Here is a 14,088-nt window from a genome sequence, read left to right as displayed (position 1 = left end):
GTGCGGCGCTACTTTCTGCATATTTGCCCGCCCCCCTCGACCTTCCTAAGCTGGCAGCACCCCCATCGGAGGCTGCCATGCGCACACTGCTGCCCTGCCTGTTCACCGCCCTCGGCCTGCTGGCCAGCGCCGGCGCCAGCGCCAACCTCGACATCCGCATCGGCTACCTGGGCTACACCCCCGAGCGCGGTCCGGTGCTGTCCAACGTCATCCCCGAGCCGGTCGACGCCGGCCTGCGCGGCGCCGAGCTGGCCATCGAGGACAGCAACAGTACCGGGCGTTTCCTCAAACACAGCTACCGTCTGGAAAGCGCCGAGGCCGCCAGCGGCGAGGCGCTGCTGGCGCAGGCCCGCGCCCTGCACGAGGGCGGCCTGCGCCTGTTCGTGGTCAACGCCCCGGCCGACACCCTGCGCCAGCTCGCCGAGGCGATGCCGGACAGCCTGCTGCTCAACGCCGGTAGCGCCGACGACGGCCTGCGCCTTGAGCAGTGCGCGGCCAACGTGCTGCACACCCTGCCCAGCCGCGCCATGCTCGCCGACGCCCTCGGCCAGTTCCTCGCCGCGCGCAAGTGGCAGCGCGCCCTGCTGATTCCCGGCCCCACCGCCGACGACCAGGCCTACGCCGACGCCCTGCGCCGCGCCGCCAAGCGCTTCGGGGTGAAGATCGTCGCCGAGAAGCCGTGGACCTTCGACAACGACCAGCGGCGCAGCGCCCAGGCGGAGATGCCGCTGTTCACCCAGACTGCCGAGTACGACGTGGTGCTGGTGGCCGACGAGCGCGGCGACTTCGGCGAGTACGTGCCCTACCACACCTGGTACCCGCGCCCGGTGGCCGGCACCCAGGGCCTGACCCCGACCGGCTGGCACAAGACCGTGGAGACCTACGGCGCCGCCCAGCTGCAGAAGCGCTTCGAGGAACACGCCCAGCGCTGGATGAACGACCGCGACTTCGCCGCCTGGATCGCCGTGCGCAGCATCGCCGCCGCCGTCGGCAAGTTGAAAAGCGCGGAGCCGGCGGCGATCCGCCAGCTGGCGCTATCCGGCGAGCTGCCGCTGGACGGTTTCAAGGGCCGCAAGCTCAGCTACCGTGACTGGAACGGCCAGCTGCGCCAGCCGATCCCGCTGGTGCACCCGCGCGCGCTGGTCACCACCTCGCCGCAGGACGGCTTCCTGCACCCGCTCACCGACCTCGACAGCCTCGGCTACGACCGCCCGGAAAGCCGCTGCCGGCTGAACGGCGAGTCCTGAACGGCCCGCCCTCGATAACAACAACGATTAGGAATACTGCCATGCGCCACCTGCTCCTTGCCGCCACCGCCGCCGGCTTCCTGCTCGCCGGCCACGGCGCCCTCGCCGCCACCGCCTACGTGTCCAACGAGAAGGACAACAGCGTCAGCGTGATCGACCTCGACAAGCTGGAAACGGTGGAGACTCTCGAGGTTGGCATGCGCCCGCGCGGCCTGACCCTGTCCAGCGACAACAAGCTGCTGTACATCTGCGCCAGCGACTCCGACCGCGTGCAGGTGATGGACCTGGCCACGCGCAAGATCATCAAGGAGCTGCCCTCCGGCGCCGACCCCGAGCAGTTCGCCCTGCACCCCAACAACCAATGGCTGTACATCTCCAACGAGGACGACGCGCTGGTCACCGTGGTCGACGTCGACAGCGAGCAGGTGCTGGCGCAGATCGACGTCGGTGTAGAGCCCGAAGGCATGGCGGTCAGCCCCGACGGCAAGTGGGCGGTGAACACCAGCGAAACCACCAGCATGCTGCACTGGATCGACACCACGACCCACGAGCTGGTCGACAACACCCAGGTCGACCAGCGCCCGCGCCACGTCGAGTTCAGCCAGGACGGCAAATGGTTGTGGGCCTCGGCGGAGATCGGCGGCACGGTGACGGTGATCGACGTCGCCACCCGCCAGCCGGTGAAGACCCTGACCTTCCAGATCAAGGGCGTGCACCCGGACAAGGTGCAGCCGGTGGGGGTCAAGCTGACGGCAGACGGCAAGTACGCCTTCGTCGCCCTCGGCCCGGCCAACCACGTGGCGGTGGTCGACGCCAAGACCTACGAGGTGCTCGACTACCTGCTGGTCGGCCGCCGCGTCTGGCACATGGCCTTTACCCCCGGCGAGAAGCAGCTGCTGACCACCAACGGCGTCAGCGGCGACGTGTCGGTGATCGACGTGGCCAGCCGCAAGGTGACCAAGTCGATCAAGGTCGGCCGCTACCCGTGGGGCGTGGTGGTGACACCATGATCGGCCTGGAAGTGTCCGGCGTCAGCTTCGCCTACGGCGCGCGCCAGGCGCTGGTCGAGCTCGACTTCGCCCTGGTGCCCGGACGCTTCAACGCCCTGCTCGGCCCCAACGGCGCTGGCAAGTCGACCCTGATCGCCCTGCTCACACGCCTCTACGACCTGCAGGAAGGCGACATCCGCATCGGTGACCGCTCGATCCGCGCGCAGCCGCGCCGTGCGCTGGCGCAGATCGGCGTGGTGTTCCAGCAGAGCACCCTGGACCTGGACCTGACCGTCGAGCAGAACCTGCGCTACCACGCCGCCCTGCACGGCCTGCCGCGCGCGCTGGCCAAGGAGCGCATCGAGCTAGAGCTGGAGCGCCAGCAGCTCACCGAGCGTCGCCGCGAACCGGTGCGCGCGCTCAACGGCGGCCACCGCCGCCGGGTGGAGATCGCCCGCGCGCTGCTGCACAAGCCGCAACTCTTGCTGCTCGACGAGGCCAGCGCCGGCCTCGACCCGGCCAGCCGCCAGGCGCTGAATGCCCACGTGCGCAAGCTGTGTGCCGACGACGGCCTGACCGTGCTGTGGACCACCCACCTGTTCGACGAGGTGCAGGCCGACGACCCGCTGCTGATCCTGCATCGCGGCCGCCTGGTCGCCCGCGGCACCGCGGCCAGCCTGGCCGAGGGCGGCGAGGATCTCACCGCCGCCTTCGCCCGCCTGACCGAGGTCGCAGCATGACCGCCTATCTGGAATGCCTGCGCGGCATCGTCCTGCGCGAATGGCTGCGCTTCGTCCAGCAGCGCTCGCGCTTTCTCAGCGCGCTGGTGCGCCCGCTGCTGTGGCTGCTGGTGTTCGCCGCCGGCTTTCGCGCCGCACTGGGCATCGCCATCATCGAGCCCTACGACACCTACATCACCTACGAAACCTACATAGTCCCGGGGCTGGCCTGCATGATCCTGCTGTTCAACGGCATGCAGGGCTCGCTATCGATGGTCTACGACCGCGAGATGGGCAGCATGCGCGTGCTGCTGATGAGCCCGCTGCCGCGGCCGTTCCTGCTCGCCGCCAAGCTCCTGGCCACCAGCCTGCTGTCGCTGCTGCAGGTCTACGCCTTCCTCGCCATCGCCTGGCTGTACGGCGTGCAGCCGCCCATCTGGGGCCTGCTCTACGCCCTGCCGGCGCTGCTGCTCGCCGCGCTGATGCTGGCGGCGCTCGGCCTGCTGTTGTCCAACGGCATCCGCCAGCTGGAGAACTTCGCCGGGGTGATGAACTTCGTGATCTTCCCACTGTTCTTCCTGTCCTCGGCGCTCTACCCGCTGTGGAAGATGCGCGAGGCCAGCGAGTGGCTGTACTGGCTGTGTGCGCTCAACCCGTTCAGCCACGCGGTGGAACTGGTGCGCTTCGCCCTGTACGAGCGCTTCAGCCTCACCGCCCTGCTGGTCTGTCTGGGCGTCACCCTGCTGTGTTCGGCGCTGGCCGTGCTCACCTTCAACCCGCAGCATGCGGCGCTGCGGCGCAACGCCTGAGCCTTGCTGCCGGACGCGGTCCAGCCCGCGATCCGACAGCAAAGCCGCAAAATTACTACTTTGGTACCGCCTTTCGCCCTCTATCGCAGGATTTCCAAAGCACTGCGACTAACCGATAAATAGTCGCAAACAACAATAGGAACTTCCGGCCATGTCGCGACTGCTCGCCGCCGTGTTCTGCCTGCCGCTGCTCCTCGGCCTGCTCCCCGCCCAGGCCGGCGAAGAAGCGCTGTTCTCCGCCGACGGCTATCGCCAGGATCGCTACCGCAGCCCGACGCCGGCCACGGTCGAAGGCGCGCAGACCGTCGACACCGCGACCCTGCAACGCATGCTAGAGAGCGCCGACCAGCCGGTACTGATCGACGTGTTCCGCCGCCCCTGGCTGCACGGCCAGTTCGTCAGCGACGAGGCGCACCAGAACATCCCCGGCAGCCTGTGGCTGGCCAACGTCGGCGAAGGCACGGCAGAGGCCCCCTGGCTCGACTACTTCAGCCATTACCTGAAACAGGCCAGCGGCGGCGACCAAGCCCGCGCGCTGGTGCTCTACTGCAAGTCCGACTGCTGGCTGTCATGGAATGCCAGCAAGCGCGCCGCCGCGCTGGGCTATACCCGGCTGTACTGGTACCGTGACGGCATCGATGCCTGGCAGCAAGCCGGTCTGCCGGTGCAGACCGCCACCCCCGAGCCGCTGCCCTGAGCGCAGTCCCATCGACAATTACAAGAATCCAGGTGAAGGCCATGTACAAGATCCTTATCGCCGATGACCACCCGCTGTTCCGCGAGGCCATCCACAACGTCATCAGCGACGGCTTCCCGGATAGCGAGGTGATGGAAACCTCCGACCTCGACAGCGCCCTGGCCCTGACCCAGGAGCACGACGACCTCGACCTGATCCTCCTCGACCTCAACATGCCCGGCATGCACGGCCTCAACGGTCTGATGACCCTGCGCAACGAGGCGCCGACCATCCCGGTGGTGATCGTCTCCGCCGAGGAGGACAAGCAGATCGTCCTGCAGGCGATCACCTACGGCGCGGTCGGCTTCATCACCAAGTCCTCGCCGCGCGCGCAGATGACCGAGGCCATCGAGCAGATCCTCAACGGCAACGTCTACCTGCCCTCCGACATCATCCGCTCCAGCAAGCCGGCACCGCGCCGCGCCAGCCATGAGTCGTCGGGCATCCCGCCGGAACTGCTGCAGGCACTGACCCGCAAGCAGCTGCTGGTGCTCGAGCGCATGACCAAGGGCGAGTCCAACAAGCAGATCGCCTACAACCTCGACATCGCCGAAACCACGGTCAAGGCCCACGTTTCCGCCATCCTGCGCAAGCTTGGCGTGCACAACCGCGTGCAGGCCATCCTCAGCGCCGGCGACATCGACTTCAGCGCCTACCTGCGCCGCTGAACCGTCCGCTTCCTCCCTGCCCACATGGATGTGGGGCCCCTTCTCCGCCCCGTCGAACCCTCCATCCGCGCCTACCGCCTGCTTGCCGCTCCGCTGCCCTCGCGTCCCGGGATGACGCCGCCCGCCATGAGCTAGGCTGAACCTTGTAGCGCCGGCGGATGACGCATCAGTCTGCACTCAGGATCGGGGAGGCCCGCGGGGAAAGACCATGAGCGACGAAGACGGGCACGACGAGCCCCTGCTGGACAGGTACCACCATCACCTGACGGACCTGTACCGCAATCCCTTCCTCACCACCCCGGCACGCAGGCCGAACGCGAGCCCCGGCACCCTGGGAATCATTGTTCTCGGGCTGCTCGTCTGGGGAGCCGTCAAGTATTGGCAGTACGTCCTGCTGGTCTTGCTGGCGCTGCCCGTGCTGTGCGCCAGCGTCGTCCTGATCGCCTGGCTGCGCCGGTCAGCCCGGCCCCGGCAAGTCCGCGACCGGAAACGGATAGCCTTCGAGACGGCCAAAACCCCAACGCAAATCCGCATCACGATCAACGGCTCGCCCGAATTCGAGCGCTACTTCTGGTCCGCCGACGATATCAAGCTGGTCGAACAATGGCGGCGCTACCACGCAGAGGGCGTCAAGCCGATCCGGCGCAACAAGCAGGAGAGGAAACGGGCAGGAACCTGGGGCAAGGTGAACGGTGGTTGAGCCATGCGCGTGATCGTCAACCTCGACGTCCCGGAACTCGCCCCGGCGATCGACTTCTACACGGCCGCCCTCGGCCTGCAGCTGAGCCGCCTCCTCGACGACGATGTCGCCGAACTCAGCGGCGCCTCCGCCACTCTCTATCTGCTGCGCCACTCCGCCGGCTCGCACCCGGTGCGCTCGCTGCCGCTGCAGCGCGATTACTCCCGGCACTGGACGCCGGTGCACCTGGACTTCGTGGTGGACGATCTCGCCGCAGCCACGCAACGGGCCTTGAACGCCGGGGCGCGTCAGGAAAGCGGCTGCGTCGACTGGCGGGGCTCGAAGTGCATCAGCTTCGCCGATCCTTTCGGTCACGGCTTCTGCCTGATCGAGTTCGCCGGGGCGACCTACAGCGGCAGTTGAGCAGCCATGGCCAAGCGCGGAGACAGCCGCCATCGACCTGACGGGGAGTTGCGCTGGTCGCAGCGGGTCACCGCGACCAGCAACGCCCTCGACCTCGAACCGGGGGTGTTCACCTGGGACGATCCGCGCGCCATCGCCCGCTCGCTCGCCGCCTCCGCCGAATGCAGCGAGCGGCGCAAGGCCAGCCCATTCGCCTCCGCGATGGCGATGCTCAACTTCTACCTCAACCGTGCCGGCCGCCAGCTCCCCGCCGAACAGCGCTCGGTGCTCGAGGCCGCCAAGGACGAGCTGCGCGAGCTGTACGGCCGGCCGCGGCGCACCCCGCGCCCCGCATGAGGCCGGGGATCAGTCCGCCGCGAAGCAGTAGAACAATCCCGCCCCGCCTGAGGAGGCCAGTGCCTCGTTGCTGCAGCCGCCGCGCGTGGGGTGCGAGGTGTTCCACGAGCGCGCCGGGGCGCTGTCGTCCAGGCCCACGCGGTCGTGATGGCCGACCATGGCCGCGCCGGTGGTGCTGCTGGTCCAGTTGGCGCAGGTGAGGTCTTCATCGCCGACGAAGGCGGTGCCGTCGGCCTTCGAGCCGGTGAGGATGTCGTGCATGTTCGGCTGGTCGCCACGGCCCTTGACCGGCATACCGTGCTCGTCCAGCGCGGTGTCCTTGTTCAGGTTGTTGTCACCGTGCAGCTGGACCACATCGCTGGCGACGACCACCCCCTTGGCGTTGCGCCACGGGCCCTTGCCGATGCGCTCGCGAGCATGCACCGCCGGCTGGCCGTCGGCGGCGCTGGCACTGAGATAGGCGCGCCAGGTATGCCCGCCAGCGCCGACTGCCTCGGCCAGCTGCTGGCAGTGGGCATCGGCACCGGCCAGGCCGCCAAGATCGGCGCCCTTGCCCATGCCGGTGCTGGTAACGAAGAAGGTCATTTCGGCCTGGGCGGCGACACTGCAGCTGAATGCCAGCACAGCCAGCGCCACACGGCGGTTGAAATGGAAAGAGGACATGGGCAGCTTCTCCTGTGAACAAGTGCACCCTCCCTGGACGATGGAGGGATGACGCTGTTCAGCCTAGTCGAGGCTTGCGCTGCACTAAGCCTCCGTCCGTCGTAGCTGCGCTGCAGGACGACTTCGCCCAGGCGCAGGCTGTCTCTGTGCCAGCATCAGCAAAACCGCCCCTCCGACGTGGACAGTGGCGCGCGCCCTGAGATAGCGTTATGCCATGCCCGCTTGCGCCATGCAGCGAACGGCAAGGGCTTGCCACTCCTGGCCCAGCATCCCTCGCGACCGGCAGCGAACGGCCGCCAGAGGTACCGAGGCACGCACCAGGAGCGACAAGTAAATGTCATGCCGCCGAGGGGTCTATTGCCCATGCCCTCTGCTGCCGAATCAAGAGCAGTTCTTCTACCATGCACGTGACCGAGCTCCGCTTCATCGAACTCGCCAAGCGCCATGCCCTGGTCGGCATGCAGGCAGCCAAGGCCCTCAACGACAGACAGGAGCAACTGCAGCTCGAACGGGTGCTGTCGCAGGAGCGCCTGGCCAGCCCAGAGGGCACGGTGCAATCCAGGGCGGCACTCGAGCAACTCAGCGAGTTCATGCACACGCACAAGAGCGCATTCGAGCAACTGGCCCTGGCCTGCTCCACCGAACTGGCTGCGGCGCTGGACGAGTTGCCGGAGCACCGGCAGGCGGAATACCGCGCGGGGGTGATCGCCTCGATCAACGCGCAACTCGAAGCCCAGAGCCTGCTCTACCGCAACCGCGAACGCTGGATCACTGCGGCCATGGAGATCTGCCAGCTCATCGACGCCTGCCGAGATACCGTGGTCTTCGCCGACGACGGCATGGGCTTCGCCAATGAGGACGACCTGCAGCGCTTCCAGTCGCTCTTCGCCATCATCGAGGAAGTCCACCAGTTCGAAGTGGCGCAGCTCAACGAACGCAGCCAGCGCCTCGCCCAGTCGCTGGCCATACTGGAGCAGGTCGCTACCGTCTGATTTCGCGCCGCCGGCCCATCCGGCCGGTGGCAGGCCGCGGCCCTGTCCCGGTCGCCGAGGGAGATCGACATGAATCGCTTCGGCTTCGCGGCACTGCCACTGTGCAGCATGCTGCTGACCTTCGCTGTGCACACCCAGCCTCAAGGCCCCTCGTATGACTGCAACAAGGTCGAGAACTCCAGCATCCCGGCGCTGGTCTGCGCGGACGCCGAACTGTCCGACCTCGACCGCCAACTGGCCGAGGTCTACACCGCGGCCAGCACCAGGGCGGCCAACGAGCACCCGCCGCAGCTCAAGGCCGAGCAGCGCGGCTGGATCAAGGGCCGCGACGACTGCTGGAAAAGCACCGACCAGCGCGCCTGCATAGAGGACAGCTACCGACTGCGCATCGCCGAGCTGCAGGCCCGCTATCGCCTGGTGCCGCACACCGGCCCCTTCACCTTCGTCTGCGACGACGCCCCCGGCAGCGAGCTGATCGTCACCTTCTTCGCCACCGAACCGCCGACCCTGATCGCCGAGCGCGGCGACAGCGTGTCGCTTATGTACCGCCAGCCCAGCGCCAGCGGCACCCGCTACCAGGGGCGCAACGAGAGCATCTGGGAGCATCAGAGCGTGGCGGCAGTGATATGGGGATATGGGGCGGCGGAGATGCGTTGCCGGAAGTCACCCTGAAGCATTGCCTCGGGCGGGCCGTGATATGGACAGCCGATCGACCGTTCGGGTAGCGTCGCCACTATCCGCTCGCACAACGTGGTGAACGGCAAGGGCTTGCCAATCTTGGTGGATACCATCCCGCAGGCTTCCAGCAAGTAGCTGAACGCTGCAATGCAGTGTGGAGCACGCCAGGTTTGACGAGGGAATGTTTGCACCAGATGGCGCACTGGCTCGCACCATCTGGTGTCGAGTAGTGGGCCATCAACAAAACAAACACTCAACTCGGCAATCCCCCCCAAACATGCAATCGCTCCCCAACCACCTATGCCCGCTTTGCGGCGGTGCAAACCAATGCTCTCCAGCCCAAGCCGGCCGCCTCGACGTGGAATGCTGGTGCACCATGGCCCCCGTCAGCAAGGAAGCGCTCGCGCGAGTGCCCGTGCATCTGCTCAACAAGGCTTGCCTGTGTCCACGCTGCGCGGCCGGTCTGCCGCCGTCGAAATCCGCCAGCGAAGACTGAAGCTCGGCAGCCTGACTGGCCGGCCAAGTGGATGCCCTACCCCACGCTGCACGCGTAAGGCATCACAGACCAGATTGGCCGTCATCTGTTCGCTCATCGCCCAGCCGATACCTATCCGTGATGCCGTGAGCCGCACTCGCCCATATGGTCAGTCGAGTAACAACCAGCGAGTGATCAACACCAGTTCCTTCAATAGTTTCACTGCTTTTTTCAAGAGCGCAGGCTACCTGCGTTGTTACGGTCTCATTGTGCCTTCACAGTTGCCTGCCGGCCTAAAAAGTAAAGGCAATAAACAAGTCAACATAAACATAACAAAATGAGGCTTCACAATGAGTACTCAATTGGAAACCAGCCCCGTGTCATCCGATACCGGTAAAGTGACGTTTCTGGATGCAATGGTGATTGGCTCAGGCGTAGCCGGCTTGTATCAGTTGCATCGCCTTCGCGAGATGGGATTGAAAGTCCGCGCCTACGACACGGCCTCCGGTGTCGGCGGCACCTGGTATTGGAACCGCTACCCCGGCGCCCGTTTCGACTCCCAGGCCGAGATCTATCAGTACTGGTTCTCCGAGGAACTCTATAAGTCTTGGCAGCCGACCGAACGCTTCCCCGCCCAACCGGAAACCGAAGAGTGGCTGAACTACGTGGCAGACCGTCTGGATCTGCGCAAGGATATCCAGCTCAGTACCCGTATCGTTTCCGCGCACTATTGCGAGGAGAAAGGCCGCTGGAATGTGACGACCGAGGCCGGTGAAACGATCAATACCCAGTACCTGATTGCCTGTTGCGGCATGCTTTCCGCCCCGCTGACCGACCGCTTCCCGGGGCAATCCTCCTTCCGCGGCGAGATCCACCATACCGGCCTGTGGCCCAAGGAAGGCGTCAACCTGAAGGGCAAGCGCGTCGCCGTGATCGGCACCGGCGCCACCGGTATTCAGGTGATCCAGACCATCGCGCCCCAGGTGGGATCGATGAAGGTTTTCGTGCGCACTCCGCAGTATATTATTCCGATGCGCAACCCCAAATACAGCAAGGAAGACTGGGAAAAATGGGGTTCGCGGTTCCACGAACTCAAGAAGCGCGTGCGCGAAACCTTTGCCGGCTTCGACTACGACTTCGACGCCGGCCCCTGGGCCGAGAAGACCCCCGAAGAACGTCGTGCCGTGCTGGAAAAACTGTGGGAAGACGGCTCTCTGGCCCTGTGGCTGGCCTCCTTCCCCGAGATGTTCGTCGACGAGCAGGTCAGCGAAGCGGTTTCCGCATTCGTGCGCGAAAAGATGCGCGAGCGCCTGCAGTCCAAGCCGGAACTCTGCGACCTGCTCATCCCCTCTTCCGCCGACTACGGTTTCGGCACTCACCGCGTACCGCTGGAAAACAAGTATCTCGAGGTTTACCTGCAAGATAACGTCGAAGCGGTCGACTGCAAGAAAGCACCTATCGAGAAGATCGTTCCCGAAGGTATCCAGACCGCGGACGGCAAGGTGCATGAGGTCGATATCATCATTATGGCTGTCGGTTTCGACGCCGGCTCCGGCGCGCTCAGCCGCATCGATATTCGCGGCCGCAATCACCGCTCGCTGAAGGAGCAGTGGCAGCAGGAAATCCGCACCGCGATGGGGCTGCAGATTCACGGCTACCCCAACCTGTTCACCACCGGTGCGCCGCTGGCGCCGTCCGCGGCGCTCTGCAACATGACCACCTGCCTGCAACAGCAGGTCGACTGGATCACCGGCTGTATCGACTTTTCGCGCCAGCACGGCAAACACACCGTCGAAGCGACCAAGGACTTCGAAGACAGCTGGGTACAGCACCACGATGAGGTCGCCGCCAAGACCCTGGTGGTAAAAACCGACTCCTGGTACATGGGCTCGAATGTGGATGGGAAGCCGCGCCGACTCATTTCCTATATCGGCGGCGCCGGTAACTACCACCGCCGCTGCGACGAAATAGCTGCCGAGGGTTATCCGGGCTTCGCAATGGCCTGAAAGTAACTCCCAGCCAATCGAATGAAGCTGTCACGGCTACTTCCGCTTTTGCCGTGGCAGCTCCATGTCCAGGAGACCCGAGATGACCAACTACTACTCGCAAGAAAATCATGGGCCTTTCGAGCTGATCGATATCGGCTCCCTCGAACTCGAGGAAGGCGCCAGCATCCCTGATTGCAAATTGGCCGTGGCCATATACGGCACACTCAACGCCGATAAGAGCAACGCGATTCTGGTACCGACCTGGTACTCCGGCACCAGCAAGATCATGGAGCAGGCCTATATCGGCGAGGGCCGCGCCCTGGACCCGGCGAAATACTGCATCATCGTCGTCAATCAGATCGGCAACGGCCTCTCCACATCGCCGAGCAACAGCACGGGCTCGCTGGCTGGCCCCGGCTTCCCGCAGGTCAGGATCAGCGACGATGTACGCGCCCAGCACCGCTTGCTGACCGAGCATTTCGGCCTCGAGAGCCTGGCGCTGGTGGTCGGCGGCTCGATGGGCGCGCAGCAGACCTATGAGTGGGCGGTGCGCTACCCGGACTTCGTCAAGCGCGCCGCACCGATGGCGGGAACCGCGCGCAACAGCGCGCATGACTTCCTGTACGCCGAAGCACTCATCGAAGCCATCACCACCGACCCGGCCTACCAGTCTGGCCTGTACGGTTCCTCGCATCAGGTGGCCGCCGGACTCAAACGTCATGCAAAACTGTGGACGGTGATGGGCTGGAGCACCGAGTTCTTCCGCACCAGTCGGCACAAGGCCCTGGGCTTCGATTCGATGCCGGCCTTCGTCGACAACTTCATGACCGGTTACTTCGCGGAGATGGATCCCAACAACCTGCTGAGCATGGCCTGGAAATGGCAGCGGGGCGATGTCAGCCGGAATACCGGCGGCGATCTCGCGGCAGCCCTGGGGCGTATCAAGGCAAAGACCTACGTGATGCCGATTTCCCATGACATGTTTTTTACCTGCGACGATTGCCTGGCCGAGCAAGAGCTGATCCCCAACAGCGAGTTCAGGCCGCTGCACTCGATAGATGGCCATCTCGGACTTTTCGGCACCGACGCCGAAATGCTGAAGCAGGTGGATGCTCATCTGCTGGAGCTGTTGTCGACTCCTGCCCCGTGAGGTCACTCCCAAGACCAGATTCAAAATAAGCACAGCCCCCTGTGCTTATCCCAACATGAATTTATAAAAATATGGGAAAGACATGAAAACAACAACAAAAGCCTGCCCTCTGACCTTGCCCAAAGTTTCCAAGCCGGCCCTCGAGTTTACCCTCACCAGCAAGACCAGCCAGCAGACCAACTCGATACTCCGCTCACTGCTGCTGGCTTCCTGCCTGCAATTCCCGATTCTGTGCCATGCCCTGGATGTCGATCCAGGCGACTATACCCCGATGCCAGCAGGCACGAAGCTGGGACTTCTCTACCTGCAGCATGCGGAGCGGGACGATTTCTATCTCGACGGGAACAAGCTCAGCGGCAAATACAAGCTCGATTCCGATGTTGCCATTCTCCGGGGGGTTCGCTATCAGGATATCGCTGGCCACCTGACGAACATCCAGCTGCTCCTGCCCTTCGGCCACCTCTCCGCCGGCGAGGACCTTGACGCCCTCGGCAGTGAAAGTGGTATGGGCGACCCCATTCTGGCCAGCGCCATCTGGATCGACCAAGAGCCATCGCTGAGCCGAGCGCTGGGCATCACCCAGTACCTTTTTCTACCCCTGGGTGAATACGACAAGGACAACCTCCTGAACCTCGGGGAGAACCGCTGGAAATATGTCTTCCAGGGCGGCTACATGCATGGCCTTGCCAACAACATCGTTGTCGACCTGGTCGCGGACGTGACGTTCTTCGGCGACAACGACGACTACAGCGCTGCCGACCTGACGCTCGAACAGGACCCGCAGTATCAGCTGCAAGGTTTCATCCGGTACAAGGTTGGCGAAAAAGCTGCCCTCCACGTTGGCTATTCCCGCCTGTGGGGCGGAGAAACCGAAGTGGATGGCGTCAGGCTGGGCGACGAAAGCAATCAGGAAAAAATCCTGGCCGGAGGATCCTACTTCGTCAGCCCACGCACACAGCTGCTGGCGACATTTGCGCGAGACACCTCGGTTGAAAGCGGTTTCAAAGAGGAGTCACGTCTCAACCTCCGGCTGCTGCATGTTTTCTGAACCGCATTGATTGCCGGCTCGAGGCCGACCTGAATAAGACTTCCCAGCCAGGTGCAATGGGTCTTCCACCCATCCGCCTGGAGCCCTCGACGAAGCACGCGTCTTTCGCTCGCCGAGTGCTCCGGGAAGTGCCCGCCGACCTGCCGATCGAAATCGATCGGCAGGTCGCGGCAAGGCCTGACTGGGGTTACTCCGCCACGCCTTGCTTGCTTGGGCAACACGCCCCCCCTGCAACAACGATCTTAGGAAGATTTGCCCGTGCACATCGGTATCCCTCTCGAAACCCACGCCGGGGAAACCCGCGTGGCCGCCACGCCGGAAACGGTGAAGAAACTGGTCGCCCAGGGCCACCAGGTCGTCGTGCAGCCCGGTGCCGGCCTGGCTGCCTGCATCCCGGATGACGCCTACGTCGCTGCCGGCGCCCATCTCGGCGATGCCGCCGCCGCGCTGGGCGCCGCCCTGGTGCTCAAGGTCGCCGCCCCCGACGC

Annotated in this window: 16 protein-coding genes and 1 pseudogene; 16 read left to right on the top strand and 1 reads right to left on the bottom strand. The window is 64.9% G+C overall.

All coding sequences use genetic code 11. The features are described 5' to 3' along the window. The first annotated feature begins 77 nt into the window (after positions 1 to 77). The 9 genes from BMZ19_RS10015 (at position 78) to BMZ19_RS09975 (ending at position 6,606) form a co-directional block, all read left to right on the top strand. Entirely contained in the window at positions 78 to 1,247 is a 1,170-nt protein-coding gene (locus tag BMZ19_RS10015; protein ID WP_090310465.1) for an ABC transporter substrate-binding protein, read from the top strand. Between the two features lie 41 nt (positions 1,248 to 1,288). Continuing rightward, on the top strand, positions 1,289 to 2,257 hold the full coding sequence (locus BMZ19_RS10010) for a YVTN family beta-propeller repeat protein (protein ID WP_090310463.1): 969 nt from the start codon (positions 1,289 to 1,291) through the stop codon (positions 2,255 to 2,257). After that, complete coding sequence (locus BMZ19_RS10005) at positions 2,254 to 2,976, top strand: ABC transporter ATP-binding protein (protein ID WP_090310461.1); 723 nt, start codon at positions 2,254 to 2,256, stop codon at positions 2,974 to 2,976. The genes BMZ19_RS10010 and BMZ19_RS10005 overlap by 4 nt, the downstream gene beginning before the upstream one ends. Further along, the gene (locus BMZ19_RS10000; protein ID WP_090310459.1) at positions 2,973 to 3,764 is read left to right on the top strand and encodes an ABC transporter permease; all 792 of its coding nucleotides are present in this window, start codon (positions 2,973 to 2,975) and stop codon (positions 3,762 to 3,764) included. Before BMZ19_RS10005 ends, BMZ19_RS10000 begins: the two co-directional genes overlap by 4 nt. A gap of 151 nt (positions 3,765 to 3,915) precedes the next feature. Then, on the top strand, positions 3,916 to 4,461 hold the full coding sequence (locus BMZ19_RS09995) for a PQQ-dependent catabolism-associated CXXCW motif protein (RefSeq protein WP_090310457.1): 546 nt from the start codon (positions 3,916 to 3,918) through the stop codon (positions 4,459 to 4,461). A 41-nt stretch (positions 4,462 to 4,502) separates the two neighbouring features. Further along, positions 4,503 to 5,168 (top strand): response regulator transcription factor, encoded by a 666-nt coding sequence (locus tag BMZ19_RS09990; RefSeq protein WP_090310455.1) that lies wholly within the window; start codon positions 4,503 to 4,505, stop codon positions 5,166 to 5,168. 208 nt (positions 5,169 to 5,376) lie between these two features. After that, positions 5,377 to 5,868, top strand: a complete 492-nt coding sequence (locus BMZ19_RS09985; protein WP_090310454.1) for a hypothetical protein — start codon at positions 5,377 to 5,379, stop codon at positions 5,866 to 5,868. A gap of 3 nt (positions 5,869 to 5,871) precedes the next feature. After that, positions 5,872 to 6,270 carry a VOC family protein gene (locus BMZ19_RS09980; RefSeq protein ID WP_090310452.1) on the top strand — a complete coding sequence of 133 codons (399 nt, stop codon included), beginning with the start codon at positions 5,872 to 5,874 and terminating at the stop codon, positions 6,268 to 6,270. Between the two features lie 6 nt (positions 6,271 to 6,276). Beyond that, on the top strand, positions 6,277 to 6,606 hold the full coding sequence (locus BMZ19_RS09975; protein WP_090310451.1) for a DUF3175 domain-containing protein: 330 nt from the start codon (positions 6,277 to 6,279) through the stop codon (positions 6,604 to 6,606). Between the two features lie 9 nt (positions 6,607 to 6,615). Here BMZ19_RS09975 and BMZ19_RS09970 read toward each other — a convergent pair whose 3' ends face one another. Continuing rightward, a complete protein-coding gene (locus tag BMZ19_RS09970) occupies positions 6,616 to 7,269 on the bottom strand; it encodes a hypothetical protein (protein ID WP_090310449.1) in 654 nt (217 codons plus the stop codon). 401 nt (positions 7,270 to 7,670) lie between these two features. Between BMZ19_RS09970 and BMZ19_RS09965 the strand changes: the two genes are divergently transcribed. The 7 genes and pseudogenes from BMZ19_RS09965 to BMZ19_RS09935 all read left to right on the top strand — a co-directional run. Beyond that, a complete protein-coding gene (locus BMZ19_RS09965) occupies positions 7,671 to 8,261 on the top strand; it encodes a hypothetical protein (protein ID WP_090310448.1) in 591 nt (196 codons plus the stop codon). A gap of 69 nt (positions 8,262 to 8,330) precedes the next feature. Next, positions 8,331 to 8,933 (top strand): MliC family protein, encoded by a 603-nt coding sequence (locus BMZ19_RS09960; protein WP_090310446.1) that lies wholly within the window; start codon positions 8,331 to 8,333, stop codon positions 8,931 to 8,933. A gap of 187 nt (positions 8,934 to 9,120) precedes the next feature. Continuing rightward, positions 9,121 to 9,435 carry a cysteine-rich CWC family protein gene (locus BMZ19_RS09955; RefSeq protein WP_342028237.1) on the top strand — a complete coding sequence of 105 codons (315 nt, stop codon included), beginning with the start codon at positions 9,121 to 9,123 and terminating at the stop codon, positions 9,433 to 9,435. A 329-nt stretch (positions 9,436 to 9,764) separates the two neighbouring features. Beyond that, positions 9,765 to 11,420 (top strand): flavin-containing monooxygenase, encoded by a 1,656-nt coding sequence (locus BMZ19_RS09950; RefSeq protein ID WP_090310443.1) that lies wholly within the window; start codon positions 9,765 to 9,767, stop codon positions 11,418 to 11,420. A gap of 82 nt (positions 11,421 to 11,502) precedes the next feature. Further along, positions 11,503 to 12,552, top strand: a complete 1,050-nt coding sequence (locus BMZ19_RS09945) for an alpha/beta fold hydrolase (RefSeq protein WP_090310442.1) — start codon at positions 11,503 to 11,505, stop codon at positions 12,550 to 12,552. A gap of 82 nt (positions 12,553 to 12,634) precedes the next feature. Beyond that, positions 12,635 to 13,600, top strand: a complete 966-nt coding sequence (locus tag BMZ19_RS09940) for a transporter (RefSeq protein ID WP_090310440.1) — start codon at positions 12,635 to 12,637, stop codon at positions 13,598 to 13,600. A 258-nt stretch (positions 13,601 to 13,858) separates the two neighbouring features. Beyond that, positions 13,859 to 14,088: pseudogene (locus BMZ19_RS09935) on the top strand (NAD(P)(+) transhydrogenase (Re/Si-specific) subunit alpha); the annotation flags it as partial.

This window comes from Pseudomonas linyingensis, from assembly GCF_900109175.1.
Taxonomy (GTDB): Bacteria; Pseudomonadota; Gammaproteobacteria; order Pseudomonadales; family Pseudomonadaceae; genus Geopseudomonas; species Geopseudomonas linyingensis.
This window is presented reverse-complemented; position numbering and strand designations above follow the sequence as displayed.

Excerpts from the sequence above, each read along its gene's own strand:
- BMZ19_RS10015 (WP_090310465.1), top strand. The coding sequence starts at position 78 with ATGCGCACACTGCTGCCCTGCCTGTTCACCGCCCTCGGCCTGCTGGCC.
- BMZ19_RS10010 (WP_090310463.1), top strand. The coding sequence starts at position 1,289 with ATGCGCCACCTGCTCCTTGCCGCCACCGCCGCCGGCTTCCTGCTCGCC.
- BMZ19_RS10005 (WP_090310461.1), top strand. The coding sequence starts at position 2,254 with ATGATCGGCCTGGAAGTGTCCGGCGTCAGCTTCGCCTACGGCGCGCGC.
- BMZ19_RS10000 (WP_090310459.1), top strand. The coding sequence starts at position 2,973 with ATGACCGCCTATCTGGAATGCCTGCGCGGCATCGTCCTGCGCGAATGG.
- BMZ19_RS09995 (WP_090310457.1), top strand. The coding sequence starts at position 3,916 with ATGTCGCGACTGCTCGCCGCCGTGTTCTGCCTGCCGCTGCTCCTCGGC.
- BMZ19_RS09990 (WP_090310455.1), top strand. The coding sequence starts at position 4,503 with ATGTACAAGATCCTTATCGCCGATGACCACCCGCTGTTCCGCGAGGCC.
- BMZ19_RS09985 (WP_090310454.1), top strand. The coding sequence starts at position 5,377 with ATGAGCGACGAAGACGGGCACGACGAGCCCCTGCTGGACAGGTACCAC.
- BMZ19_RS09980 (WP_090310452.1), top strand. The coding sequence starts at position 5,872 with ATGCGCGTGATCGTCAACCTCGACGTCCCGGAACTCGCCCCGGCGATC.
- BMZ19_RS09975 (WP_090310451.1), top strand. The coding sequence starts at position 6,277 with ATGGCCAAGCGCGGAGACAGCCGCCATCGACCTGACGGGGAGTTGCGC.
- BMZ19_RS09970 (WP_090310449.1), bottom strand. The coding sequence starts at position 7,269 with ATGTCCTCTTTCCATTTCAACCGCCGTGTGGCGCTGGCTGTGCTGGCA.
- BMZ19_RS09965 (WP_090310448.1), top strand. The coding sequence starts at position 7,671 with ATGCACGTGACCGAGCTCCGCTTCATCGAACTCGCCAAGCGCCATGCC.
- BMZ19_RS09960 (WP_090310446.1), top strand. The coding sequence starts at position 8,331 with ATGAATCGCTTCGGCTTCGCGGCACTGCCACTGTGCAGCATGCTGCTG.
- BMZ19_RS09955 (WP_342028237.1), top strand. The coding sequence starts at position 9,121 with ATGTTTGCACCAGATGGCGCACTGGCTCGCACCATCTGGTGTCGAGTA.
- BMZ19_RS09950 (WP_090310443.1), top strand. The coding sequence starts at position 9,765 with ATGAGTACTCAATTGGAAACCAGCCCCGTGTCATCCGATACCGGTAAA.
- BMZ19_RS09945 (WP_090310442.1), top strand. The coding sequence starts at position 11,503 with ATGACCAACTACTACTCGCAAGAAAATCATGGGCCTTTCGAGCTGATC.
- BMZ19_RS09940 (WP_090310440.1), top strand. The coding sequence starts at position 12,635 with ATGAAAACAACAACAAAAGCCTGCCCTCTGACCTTGCCCAAAGTTTCC.